At 68.2% G+C, this 20,247-nt stretch carries 20 protein-coding genes, 2 tRNA genes and 1 other RNA gene; 9 read left to right on the forward strand and 14 right to left on the reverse strand.

All coding sequences use genetic code 11. The features are described 5' to 3' along the window. Positions 1-128 precede the first annotated feature (128 nt). Positions 129-501: a transfer-messenger RNA gene (ssrA, locus tag JOD27_RS24155) on the reverse strand. A 121-nt stretch (positions 502-622) separates the two neighbouring features. Between ssrA and JOD27_RS24160 the strand changes: the two genes are divergently transcribed. Together JOD27_RS24160 and JOD27_RS24165 are read left to right on the forward strand one after the other, a co-directional pair. Continuing rightward, on the forward strand, positions 623-1,861 hold the full coding sequence (locus JOD27_RS24160; protein ID WP_372441721.1) for a sensor histidine kinase: 1,239 nt from the start codon (positions 623-625) through the stop codon (positions 1,859-1,861). Continuing rightward, positions 1,849-2,490: a response regulator transcription factor gene (locus JOD27_RS24165; RefSeq protein ID WP_189255776.1), complete on the forward strand. Its 642-nt coding sequence runs from the start codon at positions 1,849-1,851 to the stop codon at positions 2,488-2,490. The genes JOD27_RS24160 and JOD27_RS24165 overlap by 13 nt, the downstream gene beginning before the upstream one ends. Before the next feature lie 7 nt (positions 2,491-2,497). On the opposite strand, the gene smpB is transcribed toward JOD27_RS24165, so the two are convergent. The 6 genes from smpB to JOD27_RS24195 form a co-directional block, all read right to left on the reverse strand. Beyond that, positions 2,498-2,974 (reverse strand): SsrA-binding protein SmpB, encoded by a 477-nt coding sequence (gene smpB / locus JOD27_RS24170; RefSeq protein ID WP_204764515.1) that lies wholly within the window; start codon positions 2,972-2,974, stop codon positions 2,498-2,500. 30 nt (positions 2,975-3,004) lie between these two features. Next, positions 3,005-3,907: a permease-like cell division protein FtsX gene (ftsX, locus tag JOD27_RS24175; RefSeq protein ID WP_204764516.1), complete on the reverse strand. Its 903-nt coding sequence runs from the start codon at positions 3,905-3,907 to the stop codon at positions 3,005-3,007. A gap of 39 nt (positions 3,908-3,946) precedes the next feature. After that, positions 3,947-4,636 (reverse strand): cell division ATP-binding protein FtsE, encoded by a 690-nt coding sequence (gene ftsE, locus JOD27_RS24180; RefSeq protein ID WP_109639783.1) that lies wholly within the window; start codon positions 4,634-4,636, stop codon positions 3,947-3,949. A gap of 70 nt (positions 4,637-4,706) precedes the next feature. Beyond that, complete coding sequence (locus JOD27_RS24185) at positions 4,707-5,129, reverse strand: hypothetical protein (RefSeq protein ID WP_204764517.1); 423 nt, start codon at positions 5,127-5,129, stop codon at positions 4,707-4,709. Beyond that, entirely contained in the window at positions 5,105-6,205 is a 1,101-nt protein-coding gene (prfB, locus tag JOD27_RS24190; protein ID WP_204764518.1) for a peptide chain release factor 2, read from the reverse strand. The genes JOD27_RS24185 and prfB overlap by 25 nt, the downstream gene beginning before the upstream one ends. Positions 6,206-6,265: 60 nt before the next feature. After that, positions 6,266-6,766, reverse strand: coding sequence for a PadR family transcriptional regulator (locus tag JOD27_RS24195; RefSeq protein ID WP_089921819.1), 501 nt, complete (start codon positions 6,764-6,766; stop codon positions 6,266-6,268). Between the two features lie 389 nt (positions 6,767-7,155). On the opposite strand from JOD27_RS24195, the gene JOD27_RS24200 reads away from it, so the two are divergent. Further along, positions 7,156-7,356, forward strand: a complete 201-nt coding sequence (locus tag JOD27_RS24200) for a hypothetical protein (RefSeq protein WP_204764519.1) — start codon at positions 7,156-7,158, stop codon at positions 7,354-7,356. A gap of 78 nt (positions 7,357-7,434) precedes the next feature. On the opposite strand, the gene JOD27_RS24205 is transcribed toward JOD27_RS24200, so the two are convergent. The 3 genes from JOD27_RS24205 to JOD27_RS24215 form a co-directional block, all read right to left on the reverse strand. Next, a tRNA-Met gene (locus JOD27_RS24205) sits at positions 7,435-7,508 on the reverse strand. Between the two features lie 296 nt (positions 7,509-7,804). Continuing rightward, a tRNA-Met gene (locus JOD27_RS24210) sits at positions 7,805-7,878 on the reverse strand. A gap of 53 nt (positions 7,879-7,931) precedes the next feature. After that, a complete protein-coding gene (locus JOD27_RS24215) occupies positions 7,932-10,934 on the reverse strand; it encodes a UPF0182 family protein (RefSeq protein WP_204764520.1) in 3,003 nt (1,000 codons plus the stop codon). Between the two features lie 94 nt (positions 10,935-11,028). On the opposite strand from JOD27_RS24215, the gene JOD27_RS24220 reads away from it, so the two are divergent. After that, a complete protein-coding gene (locus JOD27_RS24220) occupies positions 11,029-11,568 on the forward strand; it encodes a PPA1309 family protein (RefSeq protein ID WP_204764521.1) in 540 nt (179 codons plus the stop codon). Positions 11,569-12,508: 940 nt separating this feature from the next. Here the strand turns inward: JOD27_RS24220 and JOD27_RS24225 are convergent. Beyond that, positions 12,509-13,588, reverse strand: a complete 1,080-nt coding sequence (locus tag JOD27_RS24225; protein WP_307830301.1) for a YlbL family protein — start codon at positions 13,586-13,588, stop codon at positions 12,509-12,511. Positions 13,589-13,632: 44 nt separating this feature from the next. Between JOD27_RS24225 and JOD27_RS24230 the strand changes: the two genes are divergently transcribed. Further along, on the forward strand, positions 13,633-14,931 hold the full coding sequence (locus tag JOD27_RS24230; protein ID WP_204764522.1) for a zinc-dependent metalloprotease: 1,299 nt from the start codon (positions 13,633-13,635) through the stop codon (positions 14,929-14,931). Between the two features lie 68 nt (positions 14,932-14,999). Here JOD27_RS24230 and JOD27_RS24235 read toward each other — a convergent pair whose 3' ends face one another. Further along, the gene (locus tag JOD27_RS24235) at positions 15,000-15,527 is read right to left on the reverse strand and encodes a M48 metallopeptidase family protein (protein ID WP_204764523.1); all 528 of its coding nucleotides are present in this window, start codon (positions 15,525-15,527) and stop codon (positions 15,000-15,002) included. A gap of 194 nt (positions 15,528-15,721) precedes the next feature. Between JOD27_RS24235 and JOD27_RS24240 the strand changes: the two genes are divergently transcribed. From JOD27_RS24240 to JOD27_RS24255, 4 genes are all read left to right on the forward strand, one after another. Next, a complete protein-coding gene (locus JOD27_RS24240; RefSeq protein WP_169774275.1) occupies positions 15,722-15,877 on the forward strand; it encodes a DUF5679 domain-containing protein in 156 nt (51 codons plus the stop codon). 62 nt (positions 15,878-15,939) lie between these two features. Continuing rightward, positions 15,940-16,722 (forward strand): hypothetical protein, encoded by a 783-nt coding sequence (locus tag JOD27_RS24245; protein ID WP_307830302.1) that lies wholly within the window; start codon positions 15,940-15,942, stop codon positions 16,720-16,722. After that, entirely contained in the window at positions 16,719-18,029 is a 1,311-nt protein-coding gene (locus JOD27_RS24250) for an ABC1 kinase family protein (protein WP_204764525.1), read from the forward strand. Before JOD27_RS24245 ends, JOD27_RS24250 begins: the two co-directional genes overlap by 4 nt. Before the next feature lie 86 nt (positions 18,030-18,115). Continuing rightward, positions 18,116-18,688: a hypothetical protein gene (locus JOD27_RS24255; RefSeq protein WP_204764526.1), complete on the forward strand. Its 573-nt coding sequence runs from the start codon at positions 18,116-18,118 to the stop codon at positions 18,686-18,688. Positions 18,689-19,214: 526 nt separating this feature from the next. Here JOD27_RS24255 and JOD27_RS24260 read toward each other — a convergent pair. After that, complete coding sequence (locus JOD27_RS24260; protein WP_204764527.1) at positions 19,215-19,385, reverse strand: hypothetical protein; 171 nt, start codon at positions 19,383-19,385, stop codon at positions 19,215-19,217. Next, the gene (locus tag JOD27_RS24265) at positions 19,382-20,203 is read right to left on the reverse strand and encodes a class I SAM-dependent methyltransferase (RefSeq protein ID WP_204764528.1); all 822 of its coding nucleotides are present in this window, start codon (positions 20,201-20,203) and stop codon (positions 19,382-19,384) included. The genes JOD27_RS24260 and JOD27_RS24265 overlap by 4 nt, the downstream gene beginning before the upstream one ends. Between the last annotated feature and the right edge of the window lie 44 nt (positions 20,204-20,247).

Below are 20,247 nucleotides of genomic sequence, written 5' to 3' on the forward strand. Positions count from 1 at the left end.
AAGGCGCCACGTGGCCGGGGGTCCGGGGGCGGAGCCCCCGGCCGGGGTCTGGGGGCCGGGCCCCCAGAAAACACCCGGAACGAGCTGGGCGAAAGCGGCCCGAAGGGTCCGCTGAGCAGACTTCGCCCGAGTGGAGGTGCCGGGAATCGAACCCGGGTCCTATGGCGGCTCATCAGGGCTTCTCCGTGCGCAGTTCGCTATGTCTCTGCTTGACCCCACCAGTCACGCGAACAAGCTGGTGTGACGGGCCCAGTCGCTGTGAGTTTCCCGAACAGTCCCCGCGACCGGGACTGCCGGTAAGCCCTCTAGCTGATGCCGGACTCTAGGCCGAAGGCACTCCTAGGCCGACAGCGTTGCTACTCGCCTCAGGCGGCGAGAGCGAACGCGCGCTGGTCGTTGGACTCGGCGCTTATTGGTTTGCGATGACGCTTGCGGTGGTCTCTCGCCTGCACCGGCACGCTTCCCCTGAATCAACGTCCACAGTCGAAACCGTTCACCCCCTTGTAGTGGTACGCATAGCATAACGAGTGCAGCCACCGAGTTCTTCCCGAGGCAGGTAGGGCTGTCCCCACCCCGGACCGCATGGCTAGCCAGATGGTCCCTGACCAGCGGGAACGCCACGATGGACGGCATGAGGAAACCGAACGCGCTCGCAGCCGGGTTCTACCTGCTGACCCATCTGGTGACCGGCATCTTCTGGTTCACCCTCACCTTCGTGCTCACGGCGGTCGGGTTCGCGACGGCTCTGCTCTGGGTCGGTTTCCCGATTCTGTGGCTCGCGATGAACACCGCGCGTGCGGGCGCGTCGGTGGAGCGGGCATGGGTGCGTGTGGCGTTGCGCACAGACATCCCCAAGCCGTACCGGCCGAAGATCGAGGGTTCGCCACTCGAGAAGTGGAAGCACCAGTTCACCGACCCCGCCACCTGGCGCGATCTCGGTTACCTTGCGCTGCTCGTGCCGGTGGGTGCGTTGGAGCTCGCGTCGTTCATCACCATATGGTCGGTCGTGGCCGCGTTCGTGGGCGTGCCGTTCTGGATCGACGACGCGCCGTTCGCGGTGATCGTGGGCGAGTTCTGGACGATCGACTCGTTCTATTCGGCGTTGCCGGTCGCGGCGGTCGGGCTGGTGCTGGTGCCGTTCGCGCTGTGGGGCACGAGGTGGCTGGGTGCGCTGCACGGCAGGTTCGCCCGCGCGATGCTCGGGCCGACGCGCGCCGACCAGCTGGCGATCGAGGCGGAGCGGCTGCAGTCGAGCCGGGCGCGAGGTGTCGAGGCGGCCGAGGCGGAGCGCCGGCGGATCGAGCGCGACCTGCACGACGGGGCGCAGCAGCGGCTCGTCGCGGTGGCGATGGGTCTCGGGCGGGCGAAGTCCAAATTGGACTCCGATCCGGAGGCTGCGGCGGCGCTCATCGCCGAGGCGCACGCGGACGCGAAGCTCGCCATCAAGGAACTGCGCGACCTGGCACGGGGCATCTACCCGTCGGTGCTCGGCGACCGCGGGCTCGACGCCGCGCTCTCGGCGCTGGCCGCGCGCGTGCCGATCGAGGTCGAGCTGACCGTCGACGTGGAGCCGCGGCCGCCGACAGCGGTGGAGAGCGCCGCGTACTTCACCGTCGGCGAGGCGCTCACGAACATCACCAAGCACTCCAACGCCACCAGGGCGACCGTGAAGGTCAACCGGGTCGAGACGGGGGTGCTGGTCGAGGTCACCGACAACGGTCAGGGCGGCGCCGAGCTGAGGCCGGGCGGAGGGCTCGCCGGGCTGGCCGACCGGGCTGCCACGATCGACGGTGTGGTTGTCGTCGTCAGCCCGCCCGGCGGGCCGACCGTGATTCGAGCGGAGTTGCCGTGCGCGTGGTGATCGCTGAGGACTCGGTGCTGCTGAGGGAGGGCGTGCAGCGGTTGCTCGCCGACGAGGGCATCGAAACCGTCGCGGCCGTGGAGAACGGCGACGGGCTGCTCGACGCCGTGACCGAGCACAGGCCGGACCTGTGCGTCGTGGACGTGCGGATGCCCCCGACGTTCACCGACGAGGGCCTGCGAGCCGCCATCGAGTGCCGCCGCCGCTATCCGGGCCTGCCGGTGCTGGTGCTGTCGCAGTACGTCGAGGAGCGCTACGCCGTGGAACTCCTCGCGGGTGGCGCCAGCGGGGTCGGCTACCTGCTCAAGGAGCGGGTAGCCGACGTGAAGGAGTTCGTCGACGCGGTGCGCAGGGTCGCCGACGGCGGCACGAGCATCGACCACGAGGTGATCACGCAGCTCATGGTGCGCAGCAAGAAGAGCCCCGTCGACTCGTTGACGCCCCGCGAACGCGAGGTGCTCGGGCTGATGGCGCAGGGACTGTCCAACACCGCCATCGCCGCCACTCTCGTGGTGTCGGACGGCGCCGTGGAGAAGCACGTGGGCAACATCTTCGCGAAGCTCGGCCTGGAGCCGTCGAACTCCGAGCACCGCCGCGTGCGGGCGGTGCTCGCCTACCTCGACAGCTGAAGCAGGGTCAGTAACGGCCCTTCAGCGCCCGGCCGTGCGCCCGCGCGATCTCCCGGTTGGCATCCCGCTTGGCGATGTCCTGACGCTTGTCGTAGGCCTTCTTGCCCTTCGCGAGGGCGATCTCGACCTTGACGTAGCCGTCCTTGAAGTACATCTGCAGCGGGATGAGCGACAGACCGGACTCCTTGGTCTTGCCGATCAGCCGCTCGATCTCGTGCTTGTGCAGCAAGAGCTTGCGCTTGCGCCGGACGTCGTGGTTCGTCCACGTCCCCGCGACGTACTCCGGGATGTGCAGCGCGTGCAACCAGATCTCGCCGTCGTCGACCTGGGCGAAGGCGTCCACGAGGGACGCCCGTCCCATGCGCAGGCTCTTCACCTCGGTGCCGACGAGCTGAATGCCCGCCTCATAGGTGTCCAGAATGGTCCAGTCGTGCCGAGCCTTGCGGTTCGACGCGATGGCCTTCTGCCCGCGTTCCTTGACCATGACGACAACTTTACGTGGTCGGTAAAACCGTTAAAGCCGCACGTAGAGACGCAGTGTCACGTAGCCGGTGGTGGCCGAGATGACGATCGCGACGAGGAACAGCCACGGCGACACGAACAGGATGTCCAGGTACCCGATCGGCGGGATGATGCCCGACTCGGTCAGGTTTCTGGTGATCCGGTCGAGGAAGAACGCCTTGAACAGCACCAGGCCGGCAACTGCGGAGACCGCGCCGATGATGCCCGCGACGACCGCCTCGATGAGGAACGGCAGCTGCGTGTACCACCGGGTCGCGCCGACCAGGCGCATGATGCCGACCTCGACGCGGCGGGTGAACGCCGACACCTGGATGGTGTTCGAGATCAGCAGCAACGCGGCGAACGCCTGGATGAGCGCGAGGATCAGGGCGACGTCGCGCAGACCGTTCAGGCCCTCGAAGAACCGCTCGAGGAACTTGCCCTGGTCGTCGACGCCCTTCACGCCCGGCTTGCCCTCGAAGGCCTGCTTGATGACGTCGGTGCGGTCCGGGTCCTCCAGCTTCACGCGGAAGGTGGCGGGGATCGCCTCCGGACGCGCGAGCTTGAGCAGCTCCGGCTGCGCCTCGAAGATCCGCTTGAAGCGCTCGAAGCCCTCGTCGCGGTTCTGGAACACCACTGTCTCGACGCCGGAGGTCTGCTCGAGCTGGGAACGCAGACCCGCGCACGGCTGCTGGGTGCAGTCCTTGTCGTTGGCGCTGACGTCGTTGGTCAGCAGCACGGAGACCTCGAGCTTGCCCGCGTAGTTGGCCTGCATCTTGTCGACCATGCGGACGACGAGCAGGCCACCGCCGAGCAGCCCGAGCGAGATGGCGGTCGTGAGGATCATCGCGATCGTCATCGTGACGTTCCGGCGAAGTCCGGTGACGACCTCGCTGAACACGAAGCTGGTACGCATCGGGGGCGGGGTTCCTTGGGGGTCGGGGGTTAGGAGCGCTTAGCGGCCAACGCCGTAAACGCCGCGCGCGTCATCACGGACGACCTTGCCGAACGCCAGCTCCACCACACGGCGGCGCATCGAGTCGACGATGCCGTGGTCGTGAGTGGCCATGATGACCGTCGTGCCGGTGCGGTTGATCCGCTCCAGCAGCAACATGATGTCCTGGCTCGTGTCGGGGTCCAGGTTTCCGGTCGGCTCGTCGGCGATCAGCACCAGCGGGCGGTTCACGAACGCACGGGCGATCGCGACACGCTGCTGCTCACCACCGGACAGCTCGGTCGGGAACCGGTCCTCCTTGCCGTCGAGGCCCACCAGCTGCAGCACCTCCGGCACCACCTTGACGATGGTGTTGCGGGGCTTGCCGATGACCTCCAGGGCGAAGGCCACGTTCTCGGCGACCGTCTTCGTCGGCAGCAGGCGGAAGTCCTGGAACACGCAGCCGATGGACTGACGCAGGCGGGGGACCCTGCGCCGCGACATCTTGGCGACGTCGAAGTTGGACACGTAGACGCGTCCCCGAGTCGGCACCTCTTCGCGCAGCAGCAGGCGCAAGAACGTCGACTTACCGGACCCGGAGGGCCCGATCAGGAACACGAACTCACCCTTGTCCACCTCGACGGACACGTCGTCGAGCGCGGGACGCGTGGAGGTCTTGTAGACCTTGGAAACGTGTTCGAGGCGAATCACGAGGCGCGAGTCTACTCATGGCCGGGGTAAAGCCCCCGTTCCGGTTAACTTCGAGCACCGGAAGGGGGCTTCAGTCCCACCAGTTGAAGAGCACGTCGCCGACCCGTTCCGGACGCCAGTAGCGCACGTCACGGGGGTCGAGGTCCGGCCAGTCCGCCGCTTTGAACGGCTTCTCCAGCTCGGCCTTGGCCCACACCCTGATGTCGCTCGACAACTCCGCAAGCACAGCCATGAGCGCCGCGTCGTCCACGAACTCGATCGGCGGCAGCGGTTCGACCGAAGCCGTGAGCGCCACGTCACCCTCCGCCGTCCACAACACGACGATCGTGCCGCGGTGGTCGGCGTGCTCGAGGTGCACCTCGTGGTAGTTCGGCGTGACCTTCGGGACGGACCACCGCGCCACGTGACCGCCGGTGCGGCGCGCGGCCTCGAAGCAGAGGCCGCGGAACTCCCCCGGCGTCCTGACGGTCAGCTCTGGGACTGCTTCCTCCACCGGATGCCCGCCTCGAGGAAGTCGTCGATCTCGCCGTCGAGCACCGCCGACGGGTTGCCCACCTCGTGGTTGTTCCGCAGGTCCTTGACCATCTGGTACGGGTGCAGCACGTAGGACCGCATCTGGTTGCCCCAGCTGGAGCCGGAGTCCTTGAGCGCGTCCAGCTTCGCCTGCTCCTCCTGCCTGCGCCGCTCGAGCAGCTTGGCCTGCAGGACGTTCATGGCCGTGGCCTTGTTCTGCAGCTGCGAGCGCTCGTTCTGGCAGGACACCACGATGCCGGTCGGGATGTGCGTGAGGCGCACCGCCGAGTCGGTCGTGTTGACGCCCTGGCCGCCGGGGCCGGACGAGCGGTAGACGTCGACGCGCAGGTCCTTCTCGTCGATCTCGACGTGGTCGGTCTGCTCGACGACGGGCACGACCTCGACGCCGGCGAACGACGTCTGGCGGCGGCCCTGGTTGTCGAACGGCGAGATGCGCACGAGACGGTGCGTGCCCTGCTCGACGCTCAGCGTGCCATAGGCGTACGGGGCGGTGACGCGGAACGTCGCGGACTTGATGCCCGCCTCTTCCGCGTAGGACGTGTCGAACACGTCGATGCCGTAGCCGTGCCGCTCGGCCCAGCGCGAGTACATGCGCAGCAGCATCTCGGCGAAGTCCGCGGCGTCGACGCCACCGGCCTCGGCGCGGATGGTGACGAGAGCGTTGCGCTCGTCGTACTCGCCGGACAGCAGCGTGCGGACCTCGAGGCTCGCGATCTCCTCGCGCAGCTTCGCCCGGTCGTTGTCGGCGTCGGCCTGGGCGTCGGCGTCCTCGGCCTCCTCCGCGAGCTCGTAGAGCAGCGGGAGGTCGTCGAGGCGCTCGCGCAGGCCGGTGACGCGACGCAGCTCACCCTGCTTGTGGGAGAGCTGGCTGGTGACCTGCTGCGCCTTCTCCTGGTCGTCCCAGAGGTCAGGACGCGCTGCCTGCTCCTCCAAGTCCGCGACCTGGGCGCGCAGGGCATCGAGGTCCATCACCGCCTCGATGCTGGAAAGGGTGGCGGAGAGGTCCTTGATGTCTGCTTCGACGTCCGGGTTCACGGCAAAAGATTACGCCAGCACCGGTCGTCAGTCGCGACCGGTGCTCGCTGGCGCTCTCTTCTACGCGGTCGGAATCGCGTCGAGCAGCTTGAGAACGGCCTTCGCGTGGGCCAGGCCGAACTCGGCCACCGCCTTGGCGTAGGGGTCCTCAGCGGTCTTCGCCGCGCTCTTCGCGCTCTCCTGCTCCTGACCGTACGTCGTGCGCGCGGTCGTGATCAGCGACTCGCGCTGCTTCGCGGTCAGCGAGCCGGCGTGCACGAGGCGCAGGATGAGCGGGCTGCGGAGGTGGTCCGGGCCAGGCTCGGACAGCAGCCAGTTCTTGAAGGCCTTCTTGCCCGCCGCGGTGAGCACGTACTGCTGGCTGGACCGCGGTCCTTGCTTGCCGAGTCGCAGCAGGCCCTGATCGGCCAGCGCGGGCAGCTCGCGGTACACCTGGCTGCGGGTCACGCTGAAGAACGCGCCGAAGCGGTCTCCTGCCTCCGCCACCAACTGGCCACCGGTCTTGGGTCCGTCGTGCAGCAGCCCGAGCAGGGCGGCTGCGGTCGCATTCAGGTCTGACACAACGACAACGTTCCCACGTCTGGGGGAAGCTGTCCACAATGGTCAGCCGTTCTGTCCACAGTGGCTGATCACCGGGCTAGCCTGTTGGGCCATGCGGAGCAACGAAAAGTCTCGCTGAGTAAGCGGCAGTTTTCGCACCTCACGCGTTTGGCCGCTTGACCGTCCGTGTCCATCCCGGATGGAAAAGTCCTTTGGCAGAAACGAAAGTCACCCGATCTCACTCGATCGGCGGTACGACTCTCACCGGCCGGAGCCACCCGACCGGGCGGAGGTGGGGGCTTCATAGCCTGACCCGGTGACGTCCGCGCACAGCCCTTTCCCGCGCCCGCACAACCAGGAAAATGATCACCGTCAGGCAGGGCTGAGCGAGACCACGGAGGTCGGGGACGATGAACATCAAGTGGCTGGACCACAAGAAGGTGGCGGCGCACACGGTGGCGTGGATGACCGGAGGCATCCCGGAGCAGGCCGGCAAGGACGAGTGCATGGTGTGCGGCAAGCAGATCCGCAAGACCCGCAGGGTCCACGGCGAGGGCCGGATCTGCTCCAGCATGCTGTGCGCCCAGTACTGGGCGGAGAACATGACCTGAAACACACCGGCGGCGCTGTTCGCGCTGATCGGGAATAAGCAGAAGGCCGGAGCCTGATGGCTCCGGCCTTCTGTCTAGTAGCGGGGACAGGATTTGAACCTGCGACCTCTGGGTTATGAGCCCAGCGAGCTACCGAGCTGCTCCACCCCGCGCCGCTTCTAGCTTGTCTTACTGTTGTAAGTAGAACTATACACCCTCTACGAACCCCTTTTTCACCACCCCCCTCGAACGCCGTACCCGCAGGTCAGCGCCCTCACGAACCGGCGTCGTCACAGGTCAACGCCATGGCAGCGGCCAGGCCGCCGGATGGATGCCGCCGAAGCCGAAGGCGAGGCGGCTGGGGGTCTGGGGGCTCGCCCCCAGGGCGGGGTTTGGGGGCTCCGCCCCCAATGTGAAATGCGAAAAAGTCCCGTCCGCGCTCTTTGCGGACGGGACTTTCCCAACTTTGTAGCGGGGACAGGATTTGAACCTGCGACCTCTGGGTTATGAGCCCAGCGAGCTACCGAGCTGCTCCACCCCGCGTCGGTATGAATAGAACCTTACGCGGGGTGGAGCGCTGAATGCAAATCGGGTGGTCAGCCTGACGGCGTGGGCGAGGGAGCGACCGACGACTGGCCCGTCGACGGCGCGCTGGGTGCCCCGGTGTTGTACTGCTTGAACCGCTTCGTCGCGTCGTCCAGGCGCGCGTACGCCTGGCCGAGGTCGGAGAAGTTGCCGCTCTGCTGGGCCTTCTTGATGTCGGCCAGCGCCGCGTCGATGTCGTTGATCGCCTTCTGCAGGTCGGGGCTCAGCGCCCCGTTGGTCGGCGGCGTCGTCGACGGCTGCGTCGAGGGCTGGCCGTTGCCGTTGTTGTTGCTCGGCGGAGGCACGACCGCGCCAGCACCGCTCAGCACCTGGTCCAGCGCCTCGTTCAACGTGGACGCGTACCCGACCCGGTCGCCGTACCAGACGAGGACCTTCGAGAGCTGCGGGTACGACGTGTTGTTCGACGCCCGCTCGATGTACACGGGTTCGACGTAGAGCAGCGCACCGCCCACGGGAAGTGTGAGCAGGTTGCCGTACACGACCGTCGTCTTCTGCTGTGCCAGCAGGTTGAGCTCACGGCTCACGTTGTCGGAGGTGAGGAACTGGGTCTGGATCTGCTGCGGGCCTTTGGCGTCCTGCGTCAGCTGCAGCACGCTGATCTTCCCGTAGTTGTCCGGATCGGATCCCACCGAGACGTAGGCCGCCATGAACTCCCGGTTCTCGCGGACCAGCGGGCTGGTCAGCTGGAAGCGGACCTTGCTCGCGTCGGTCGGGTCACCGGCGAGCACGTAGAACGGCGGCTGGGCGTCCCTGCGCTTGCTCGCCGCGTCGCGCTGGGCGTCCGCCGTCGTCACGTTGTCGATCGTCGGGTCCTGCGCCGCCGCCCAGTAGGCGACACCGGAGTAGAAGTCCGACGGCGACGAGACGTGGTACTTCGCCAGGATCTGCCGCTGCACCTTGAACAGGTCCTCGGGGTAGCGGAAGTGCTGGCGCAGCTCGTCGGAGATCTCGCTGCCCGGCTTGACCGTGCCCGGGAAGACGCCCATCCACGCCTTGAGCACCGGGTCCTTGTCGTCGATCGCGTACAGGCTCACGGTGCCGTCGTAGGCGTCCACAGTGGCCTTGACCGAGTTGCGGATGTAGTTGATGGGCTTGTTGACCTGCGAGACCACCACGCCGTCCGCGGTGAGCGAGTCGTTCGTGGCGTCGCCCAGCGGCGTGCGCTGCGCGTACGGGTAGTTCTCGAGCGTGGTGTAGCCGTCGACGATCCACGTGATGCGGCCGTTGACCACGGCCGGGTACGGGTCGCTGTCCACCGTGAGCCACGGTGCGACGGCCTGCACGCGGTCGCGCGGCGTGCGCTTGAACAGGATCTTCGACTCGTCCGCGATCGACTGGTTGAAGAGGATGTTCCGTTCGCCGTAGTAGGCCGCGAACGCGAGCTTGTTGAACAGGCTGCCGATCGGCACACCGCCGGAACCGGTGTAGGTGTAGGACTTCGCGTCGGTGTCGTACTCCGCCGCCGAACCCTGCGGCCGCCCACCGACGATCGAGTAGTCGTTGGTGCCGAACAGCTCGCCGTAGTACGTGCGCGGCTGGTTGACCTTGATGCCGTTCTCGGCGTTGCGGATCGTGCCGTCCGGCGCGACCTCACCGGTCTTGAACTCGGGGTAACCGCCGTTGGTCTGGTCGGCCACCGCGTTGACCTTGTTGGCCTCGGCGTAGACGAAACCGTTGCCGTGCGTGTAGATGAGGTGCTGGTTGATCCAGTCGCGCTGGCCCTGCGGCAGGCTGTCGAGCTTCAGCTCACGCGCCGCCACGATGTAGTCGCGCAGCTTGCCGTCCACTGTGTACCGGTCGACGTCGAGCTTGTTCGGGAACCCGTAGAACGGCCGCAGCTGGGTGAACTGCGTGAAGGTCCGCGAGAGCACGGCCGGGTCGAGCAGGCGGATGTTGCCCAGCGTCGCCGTGTCGTTGTTCTTGATCTGGTCGTTGCTGACGGTCTGCTTGCCCTCGTAGGGCTTCGTCTCGACCTTGTCTTCCGTCAGCCCGAACGACTGCCGCGTCGCCGCGATGTTCCGCTTGATCGACTCGGCTTCCTTCTGGATGGCGTTCGGCTTCACCGAGAACTGCTCAAGCACGGCGGGCCACGCGGCACCGACGAGCACGCTCGACAGCACCAGCAGCACGGTCGCGATCGCGGGCAGCTGCACGTTGCGCATGAACGCGCCCGCGAAGAAGGCGACGGCGCAGAACACGGCGATGCACAGCAGGATCAGCTTGGCCGGCAGCACCGCGTTGAGGTCGGTGTAGCTCGCGCCGACGAACTTCTCGTTCTCGTGCAGCAACAACTCGTACCGGTCGAAGAAGTACGCGACGGCCTTCAGCAGCACGAACGTGCCGGCGACGAGCGCGAGGTGCAACCGCGCGGGCCCGGAGAGCTGACCGCCGCGACCGGCCAGCCGGATCCCGCCGAAGAGGTAGTGGGCGATCACCGCGCCGATGAACGACACCGCGGTCGTGATGAACAGCCACGACAGCAGCCACTCGTAGAACGGCAGCTGGAACGCGTAGAAGCCGATGTCGTGCCCGAACTGCGGATCCGTCACCCCGAACGGCTGACCGTTCAGGAACAGCTGGATCTGCTGCCAGTCCGCCTGCGCCGACGCGCCCGCGATCAACCCGACGAACACGGGGATGCCGATCGCGAACAACCGCATCCGCCGCATCACGACCGTGCGGTAGCGGGCCACCGGGTCGTCCGGCCCCGACACCGGCACGAACACCGGCCGCGACCGGTACGCGAGCCACAGGTTCAGCGCGACGATGCCGCCGACCACGACCCCTGCGGCCACGAACAGCCCCAGCCTGGTGAGCAGCACTGTGCTGTAGACGTTGCGGAAATTCACCTCGCCGAACCACAGCCAGTTCACGTAGGTGTCGAGCAGCCGCGATCCCATAATGAGACCGAACAGGAGCACAACACCGACGATGAGCAGGATTCGGCTGCGTCGGGACAGTTTCGGCAGTCCGACTGGAGGCCGTGTGGCCACGAGGCACGCTCCTGGATCGCGGAATTTCAATACGTACGTTTAGTCCAACTCTACGGACGACGCCCTGGGTTCCCGTGAAGTCGGCGGTCTTACGATGACATGCGTGTCAGCGAGTGAAACGCCAGCGGTCATCCTCCCGACGGTCGCCCGCGAGGTAGAGGAGTTCGTAGCGGCAGGTGGCTGGGAGCAGCCCCCGCAGCTCTTCGCCCTCGTCGCGACCTCCGACCTGATCGCCCAGCAACCGGAGCTGCGCGACCAGCTCGACCCGGAGTCGTCCCCGCTGACCCCGATCGCCCAGGACGCGCTGGAAGGCGACCTGGGTGACGCGCTGGCGGGCATCGAGTGGCCCCCGGCCGTGACGGGCTGCGCGCTGGCCCAGGAGATCGTCGTGCTGCCCCCGGAGGCGGAAACCGAGCTCCACCACGGCGAACTGGACGACGAGGCGGCCCGCAGGTTCGCCGCCGAACACCCGGCCCGCCGCGAGGCGCGCCTCGTGGCGGCGGTGCTGCGCGACGGCTCGGTCTCCTGCGTGCTGCGGCTGCGCGGAACGGTCGACGTGCCGGAGGAGGTCGTCGAGCACCCCGAGCTGGCGCCCAACCTCACCGACGCCCTGCTCGCCACGCTGCGACCCTAGTCGTCACACCCCCAGGCTGGCACAGCCCCGGCACGTGCTCGCGCCTGGGTTGTGATCTCGCGTGTTCGCGGGCAGCGGACAGCCGCCGTCCAGGGGTGCGCCGGCCCGCGACTTGGACAGGCCGGCGAGCTCAGTCGATCTTGTCGGACCCATTGAGTACGTTGAGATCCAGAGGTTCCCAGCTCGGGGCAGGCCCCGGCAAAGTCGCCCTGCTGGGCTTGGCGTCTGCAAGTACCACCAACTCCTGATCGAATCGCCGCCAGCTACACCCAACTGGTTCGTCCTCTGGCGGACCTTCGGTGCGCCGGTGCGGCCGATGCACCGCGAGTTGGCGGTGGAAAAGTGCTGGTTGATCTTGAGTTGGTGGTACTTGCAGACGCCGTGGGCGAAGCCGGGAGCGGCTGCCGGAAGCAGGGCCGGAGCCGGTTCGCCAACCTGATGGTCGCGCTCTCACGGACGTGAACAGGCAAGTTGGCTGTAGTTGAGGTGTTCTGACAACGATGTCATCGGCACTTTTCTACAACCAACCTGGTGCGGCCAGCACATAAGAGCGTTTCCACGGCTTCCTCGAATTGGCGGCCTCGTCGCACGGTCAGGATTCGCCAACGGAGTCGTTGCAGACGCCATCAGTCAGCCGGACACGGCTTTGCCGACACCCTGCCAGACCGGGGGTACGCCTGCGAAAGCACGCGCTCGCGCCTGCGGCGGACCAACAGGCCGTCAGCCAGCCTCGTGCCGACGACAGGCCCACACCCGTTGACGACCATCGCCTGAAGATGCCGAGCAGCATGCCGTGACGGTCGGCGAGCACGCCCAGAGCGCTGCCGCACGAGGCTCCCAGACCGCGGCCGGAACTTCGGCCGCCGGTGCGAGCGCTACCTGCGCCAGTTCGCCTACCTGGACGGATGGCCGTCGGCAGTGGCCGGCACCGGCTGACCGGTCAGCAGCTCGGCGTCGACTCGCCCTTGTTCAGCGCTTCCAGCGACGACACCGCGTCCTTGAGGTTCTCGACCTTGATCAGCTTGAGCCCCTCGGGAGCCTGCTGCTTCGCGTCCGTGCAGTTGGCCGACGGCACGAGGAACGCCGTGGCGCCCGCCTCCTTCGCCGCGACCATCTTGAACGCGATGCCGCCGATCGGCTTCACCGTGCCGTCACCGGTGATCTCGCCGGTGCCCGCGATGGCCTTGCCGCCGTTGAGCTCGCCCGGCGTCAGCTTGTCGACGATCGCCAGCGCGAAGATCAGACCGGCGGACGGGCCGCCGACGTCGGACAGGCTGATCTTGATCTTGAACGGCACGTCCGCGCGGTCGACCGGCGAAATGCCGATGAAGCCGGCGGGGCGGCCGTCCTCGCGGGTGCCGAGGGTGATCTGGGTCGACTTCGAGGTGCCGTCCTTCTCGAACGCCACCTCGATGCGGTCGCCCGGCTTGGTGTTCTCCAGGGCGGAGCTCACGTCGGCCGAGCTCTGCACCTGCTTGCCGTTGACCGAGATGATGCGGGCACCGAGCGGGATGACGTTCTCCGCGGGGCTGCCCTTGGTGACCTGGTTCGCGATCACCTTGCCCGGATAGCCGAGGTAGTGCAGTGCGGCGACCTCCGCGGAGGTCTGGGACTCGCTGAACGCGAGCTCGTTGTTGCGCTGCACCTCCTCCTCCGACTCGCCGGGCTTGAAGAACTCCTCGCGCGGCGCGAGGGCGTAGCGACCCGACAGCCACAGGCCGAGGGCGCCGAAAAGGGACACGTCGTCGGTGAGCGAGACCGTCGTCATGCGCAGTGTTCCGCTGGTGGGGAACGTGTTCTGGCCGTCGACCGATACGACGTCGGTGTCCTTGACCTTGCCGAGCACGTCGTAGGTGGGGCCGGGGCCCAGCGCGACGTACGGGACTCTGGCGAAACCGCCGAGCAGTCCGAGTGCCGCCACCACTAGGAAGCTGATGATCAGCGTCCACGTCCGGCGGGTCAGTCCGCGCTCCCTGGGCGGGGGCGCTGGAGCGGGTGCGGTCGTGACGGTTTCACTCACGGCTGAACAGCGTACGACCATGTGGATCCGCGTACGGTAGAGGCATGAGTGACGTGCCGTTCGGGTTCAGCCCGCACGACCCCGACGACAAGAGCGGGAAGCCGGGAGACAACCCGTTCGACTTCAGCCAGCTGGGCAACATGCTGAGCCAGCTGGGCGCGATGCTGAGCAGCGCAGGATCGTCGAGCGGGCCGGTGAACTACGACCTCGCCAAGCAGATCGCGTTCCAGCAGCTGTCGTCCTCGACGACCACCATCGGGTTCGCCGCCGACCAGTCGAGCGCGGTCACCGACGCCGTGCACCTGGCCGAGATGTGGCTCGACCCTGTCACGTCCCTGCCCGCCGGTACCCGCACGACCCAGGCCTGGACCGCACGCGACTGGGTGGAGCGGACCATCCCCACCTGGCAGCGCCTGTGCGACCCGGTCGCGCAGCGCATGTCCAGCGCGTGGGTCGAGGCGATGCCCGCCGAGGCGAAGCAGGCGGCCGGCCCGCTGCTGTCGATGCTCGGCCAGATGGGCGGCATGGCGTTCGGCTCGCAGCTCGGCAACGCTCTGGCGCAGCTCGGCGCCGAGGTCCTCACCTCGACCGACGTCGGCCTGCCGCTCGGCCCTGAGGGCACGGCGGCTCTGCTACCAGCGAACATCGAGAAGTTCACCGAGGGCCTGGAGCGCCCGGCGTCCGAGGTGATGGTGTTCCTCGCCGCCCGCGAGGCCGCTCACCAGCGCCTCTTCACGCACGTGCCGTGGCTGCGGCAGCGCCTGCTCGACACCGTCGAGGAGTTCGCCAAGGGCATCAAGGTCGACACGTCCGCGCTGGAGCAGCTCGCCGGCCAGATCGACCCGTCGAACCCGGCCTCCATCGAGGAGGCCATGAGCTCCGGCATGCTCGAACCGCAGACCACCCCGGAGCAGAAGGCGGCGCTGACCCGGCTGGAGACGCTGCTGGCCCTCGTCGAGGGCTGGGTGGACGTGGTGGTCGACGCCGCGGTGGCCGACCGCCTGCCCGGCGCCCCGGCCCTGCGCGAGACCCTGCGCCGCCGCCGCGCCTCGGGTGGCCCGGCGGAGCAGACGTTCGCCACGCTCGTGGGCCTCGAACTGCGTCCGCGCCGCCTGCGTGCGGCCTCGGCGCTGTGGAAGCTCGTCGGCGACCAGCACGGCGTCGAGGTGCGCGACAGCGTGTGGGACCACGCCGAGCTCATTCCGACGGCCGAGGACCTGGACGACCCGCTGGAGTTCGCCGAGCGCCTGGCCAATACCCGCAAGGCCCTCGAGGACCCGATCGCCGAGCTGGAGCGCACGATGCGCGAAGGCAACGGCGGAGATCAGCCCGAGGAGAGCTGATCTGCCTCTGAGCATGCGAAACGCCCGGTGAGTACACCCTCACCGGGCGTTTTCGCGTTCTGCGGTTGCTAATCCTCCGAAATGCCCCAGCCTGCGGCGGCTGAGAGGCCTTCCAGGTACCCCATGGCCCGATCGGTCTTCGGGTAGCGGTGGACCCACTCCCAGAAGTCCTTGCCGTGGCCGGGCACCAGCAGGTGCGCGAGCTCGTGCACCAGCACATAGTCGAGCACCCACGGCGGCACGTCGCGCAGCCGCTCGGACACCCTGATGGTGCCCTCACTCGGCGTGCACGACGCCCAGCGCGTGCGCATGGGCGGCACCCAGCGCACGCTGACGGGGTCGGCGAGCGAGTCGAGGTAGCGCGCCGACAACTCGGTGCACCGCGCCACCAGGGCCTCGTCCGACGTCCGCGCAGGGGACTTCCTGCGCGTCTCGCTGCGCTGGAGGCGGCTCAACATCTCCGCCACCCAGTGCTTCTCTTCCCCCTTGGTCATCCGTGCCGGCAGAAGAACGACGACGGTGTCGCCCTCCCGGTACGCGCTGACCATGCGGCGGCGCCGGGGGCTCCGCCGCACCTCCACCCGCGGTTCGGCCATGGAGTCACCGTAAACGGCGCCACCGACAATTTTCCGCCCCCAACCGGCGGCAGCCGCGCACCCGGCGGGTGAAGTTCCACCGAACGGCGGCTGGACACGCGCGGGGGAACATGCGCCGTTTCGTGGCCTGGCCCAGGTACCGTCGCGCCAAGGTCCCCGAGTGTGTCCGCACTCACAACTGCAAGGGAGGGGCTGTGGCCGAGAAGTACAACGGCTACTGCGTCAAGTGTCGGGAGAAGCGTGACTTCGACGGCAAGGTCGAGGAGACCAACGGCCGGCGCATGGCGAAGGGCACCTGCCCAGTCTGCGGAACGAAGATGACGCGGATCCTCGGCAAGGCCAAGGTTTGACGTTTCCGCTGGCAGGGGGTCTCACCCCCTGCCAGTCTTCCCATGTGGACACAAGACCTCGCGTGCGTGCAGGACTCGCCGTGGTGCGCCGCGGCCCCGGCGTCGTGCAGGTCGGCGTCGACCCGAAGCACGCGGTGGTGATCGACTCGCTGCCCGAAGCCCTGGTCGACGCACTCCTCACCCTGGACGGCCGCCACACCGTCGCTGAACTGGGCGAAAGACTGAAAGAACGCGGCGAGGACCCCGCCCAGCTGGGTGAAGTGCTCACCTCGCTCGAAGAGGCCGGTCTGCTCGACACGGGCCCTCCGACGAAGGGCGCGACGGCCGCCGTCGACGGCGGCGGACACCTTGCACTTTCAATTACTTCGCTTCTAGCTGAATCCGGCGTCCGGCTCGCCCACAACGCCGATCTGGTGGTGCTTGCCGCGACGCTCGTCCCCGATCCGGCACTCGTCAGCTCGCTGATGGCGTCCCGCACACCGCATCTGGCCGTGCGCGTGCGTGAGGGCGTGGGCATCGTCGGGCCGCTCGTGCTGCCCGGCCGCACGAGTTGCTTGAACTGCGCCGACCTGCACCGCACCGACCAGGACCCGGCCTGGCCCGCCATCGCGGCACAGCTCGCCGGCAAACCGGCCTCCACCGACGTGCTGTTCGCGACGGGCACGGCGGCGCTGGCCGTGGTGCAGATCCTGGAGTCGTTGATCTACGTCCGGGGCCGCGACCTGGCACCGCCACCCGTGTTGAACGCCACTGTCGAGCTCGATCTGGTGGCGGGAGTTGCTGAGAGGCGAAGCTGGTATCCGCACCCTGACTGTCAGTGCTCCGCACATAACATGGCCGAGTGACCGAGATTCCGCGCAAGGCCGTGCAGCGCACCGCCAAGCTGGCGAGCCTCCCGCTCGGGGTGGCCGGCAGGGTTGTCGGTGGCTGGGGGAAGCGACTGACCGGACGCGCGGCCGACGAGGTCAACGCCGAGGTGACGGCCAAGACGGCTGAGCAGGTCTTCGCGGTGCTCGGCCAGCTCAAGGGCGGCGCGATGAAGTTCGGTCAGGCGCTGAGCGTCTTCGAGGCGGCGGTCCCTGACGAGCTCGCGGCCCCGTACCGCGAGGCCCTGACCAAGCTGCAGACCGCGGCCCCGCCGATGCCCGCCCGCACCACGCACCGGGTGCTCGCCGAACAGCTCGGCGCGTCCTGGACGAAGCGCTTCCAGTCCTTTGACGACGACCCGGCCGCATCGGCGTCCATCGGCCAGGTGCACCGCGCGGTGTGGCACGACGGCCGCGACGTGGCGGTGAAGGTCCAGTACCCCGGCGCCGACGAGGCCCTGCGCGCCGACCTGAAGCAGCTGCTCCGGTTCTCCCGGCTGCTGCAGGCGCTCATGCCGGGCACCGACGTGCGCCCCCTGCTGGAGGAGCTGCGCGACCGGTACCTGGAGGAGCTCGACTACCGCGACGAGGCCGCCAACCAGCGCACGTTCGCCAAGGCCTTCGAAAACGACCCGCACGTGCTGGTCCCGCGCGTCGTAGCCTCCGCACCCAAGGTCATGGTGACCGAGTGGACGACGGGCACGCCGCTCTCGACGATCATCCGCGAAGGCTCGGTCGCCGACCGCGATCTCGCCGGCCAGCTCCTCGCCGAGTTCCACTTCTCCGCCCCGTCGCGCTCGGGTCTGCTGCACGCCGACCCGCACCCAGGCAACTTCATGCTGGGCGACGACGGCCGCCTGCGCGTGATCGACTTCGGCGCCGTGGCCCGCCTGCCAGACGGCCTGCCCAAGACGCTGGGCCTGATGACCAGGCTGGCCCTGGACGGCCGCTCCCACGACCTGGTCGAGCTCCTGCGCACCGAGAACTTCATCCGCGAGGGCATGGTCCTGCACGGCGACGACGTCCTCGGCTACCTGGCCCCGTTCGTGGAACCGCTGCGCACCGAGTCGTTCCACTTCACCCGCCGCTGGCTGCAGTCGCAGGCAGAACGCGTCGGCGACCTGCGCAGCCCGGACTCACAAACGGGCCGGTCCCTCAACCTGCCACCGCAATACCTGCTGATTCACCGCGTGACATTGGGCGCGACGGGCATCCTCTGCCAATTGGACGCCCATGTGACCGCACGCGAAATCGTGGCGCGGTGGCAGCCGGGATTCGACGACTAACTCGTCCGAGTGAACCTGCGCCAAGTTGTCCACAGGTTGACTTCTCGCCCCTTTTGACGCCCTCCGCGTGCGCCACGATAGACCGCATGACCCCCATCGCAACCACAGCTGACCTGCGCGAATCCGGCCTCTCCCCGCGCGAGATCCTGCGCCACTGCACCCCGGCGGGCCCCTGGCAACAGGTGCTGCCCGGCGTAGTCCTGCAAAAGCCTTCACCGCCGACTCGACTCGACCGCCTCCACGCGGTTCTGTCCTTCGCGGGCCCTTCATCGGTGATCACCGGTGCCGACGCGCTGACCCGCCAAGGTGCTTCGCTCCCACTTCCCCGGCACATTCACGTGCTCACAGGAATGAACACGCGCAAAGCCCACCCGTGGATTCTGTTCGAACGCACGAGCCGACCACCGACCGTCGTAGAACTCAACGGCTTGAGGCTCGCGCACCCGGCCCGCGCGACCCTGGACCTCGCACGCCGAGCGACGAACCCGCGCGCCATCGTGGAGATCCTCGACGCCGTGGTGGACGCACGGCTGTGCTCACCGGCTGATCTGCACGAGGAGCTGCTGGCCGGCTGCCGACGCGGAACGGCGCTGGTCAGGCAGGCTTTACGCCACCTCTATCCGCTTCGGGATTCGCCGCACGGGTGGAAGTCGGCCTGACAGTTCGCGGCTGCATCCAGTCGCGCGCGATCTCGCCAGACCGACCGGGCCACGAGTGGTGCTCACGCCCGACCCGAGGCGCACGCGAGCCCACCGCTCAACCACCGCGCCCGGCCACAAAGCACCAGGTCACGCATGCCTCGACCCAAGACGCGCACGACCTCGCCAACCCAACCGGCCACAAGCCGGACTCGGCCCTGACAAGAGTTAAGGGCGACCCGACCGCACAAGCACCGCGTCGAGCCACCAGCCACCAGGTCGCGCCCGCCCCAACCCGAGGCACGCGCGACCTCGCCAACCCAACCCGGCCACAAGCCGTGGTCATCCCGATGGCGGGGCAAGCCCGAGCCACCGCATCGAGCGGCGTACACCCGAGCACCGCCAACCCACACAACAACCCTGGGCCAGCGCGCGCACCGAACGCGAGGCAAACACGAGCCACTCACCGAGCAGCACAAACCCGAGCACCCCAACCCGGAGACCACCGGACCCTGCCCCGGCACCCCAGGCCATCCGGCAACCGGCGTCAGCGCCAGTACTCGTCCGGCAGCTTGCCCTCGATGTCCCGCACGTGGGTCTTGGCGCACACGTGACACAACCACCGGACCGTCCCACCGGTCCGCTCAGACGACCAGGCCAGGAACTCCAGGTCGGAAACGGAGGAACGCGACCGTCCACATCTGTGGCACGCGATCACCGGCGTCGTCCCAGGTGGACGGTGTCGGTCTCGAGCAGGAACACGTCCTCGCGAGCACCGACGTACTCCGAGTCGGACGGGTTGAGCAGCCGGCGCAGCGCGTCGCGATCGGCGGCGTGCAGGCGCGGCGCGGTGACCTCGGTCAGCCAGGTCAGACGGTCGACCGCCCAGTCGCGGACGAGTTGCTTGGCGGGGGCCGGGTGGTCGACGACGAAGCTGAAGGCGCTGATCTCGCCCAGGCCCGCGTCGGCCAGGGCGACGTTCCAGCCGACCGGGAGGCGCACGGAGCCGGACATGTTCTCGCGCATCGACACGAACCACTCCGCGCGGGCCGCGGCCAGGCGGTCCTGCAGGCCTGGTTCGCCGACGCCCAGGTCCCACGGCAGGAAGCGGGTCTCCAACCCACCTTCGGCGAGGGCCAGCCAGCCGCCGGGCGCGAGTGCGGAGACCAGGCGGCGCACGCCGCGCAGCTGATCAGGGAGGTGGTGGATCACCCGCGAGCCCCAGATGAGCTCGACCGGGCCGGCGAAGGACAGCGGGTCTTCGGACGCGAGGTCCGCGAGCACGGGCTTCACCGACACGGCGCCGTCCGCCTCGGCACGCGCCGCGGTGCAGGCTGCGTCGAGCAGTTCGGGCGTGGCGTCGACCAGGACGAGGACGCCGCCGCCGTGTTCGCGCAGCGCCGAGACGAGCGGCACGCTCATGGAACCGGCGCCGCAGCCGACGTCCATCACGACTGGTGAGTCGGGCAGCAAGGACACGAGTCTGCGGGCGACCGCGGACAGCGCTTCGGCCTGCAGTGAGCCGTAGCGCCTCATCGCGTGGAGGCGAGCGGACCAGTCGATTCCGTCGTGAGTGTGGT

Origin of the sequence: Lentzea nigeriaca, from assembly GCF_016907955.1 — a bacterium.
GTDB lineage: Bacteria > Actinomycetota > Actinomycetes > Mycobacteriales > Pseudonocardiaceae > Lentzea > Lentzea nigeriaca.

Excerpts from the sequence above, each read along its gene's own strand:
- JOD27_RS24200 (WP_204764519.1), top strand. The coding sequence starts at position 7,156 with ATGAACATCAAGTGGCTGGACCACAAGAAGGTGGCGGCGCACACGGTG.
- JOD27_RS24160 (WP_372441721.1), top strand. The coding sequence starts at position 623 with ATGGACGGCATGAGGAAACCGAACGCGCTCGCAGCCGGGTTCTACCTG.
- ftsX (WP_204764516.1), bottom strand. The coding sequence starts at position 3,907 with ATGCGTACCAGCTTCGTGTTCAGCGAGGTCGTCACCGGACTTCGCCGG.
- JOD27_RS24220 (WP_204764521.1), top strand. The coding sequence starts at position 11,029 with ATGACATGCGTGTCAGCGAGTGAAACGCCAGCGGTCATCCTCCCGACG.
- smpB (WP_204764515.1), bottom strand. The coding sequence starts at position 2,974 with ATGGTCAAGGAACGCGGGCAGAAGGCCATCGCGTCGAACCGCAAGGCT.
- JOD27_RS24255 (WP_204764526.1), top strand. The coding sequence starts at position 18,116 with ATGACCCCCATCGCAACCACAGCTGACCTGCGCGAATCCGGCCTCTCC.
- JOD27_RS24230 (WP_204764522.1), top strand. The coding sequence starts at position 13,633 with ATGAGTGACGTGCCGTTCGGGTTCAGCCCGCACGACCCCGACGACAAG.
- JOD27_RS24265 (WP_204764528.1), bottom strand. The coding sequence starts at position 20,203 with ATGAGGCGCTACGGCTCACTGCAGGCCGAAGCGCTGTCCGCGGTCGCC.
- JOD27_RS24235 (WP_204764523.1), bottom strand. The coding sequence starts at position 15,527 with ATGGCCGAACCGCGGGTGGAGGTGCGGCGGAGCCCCCGGCGCCGCCGC.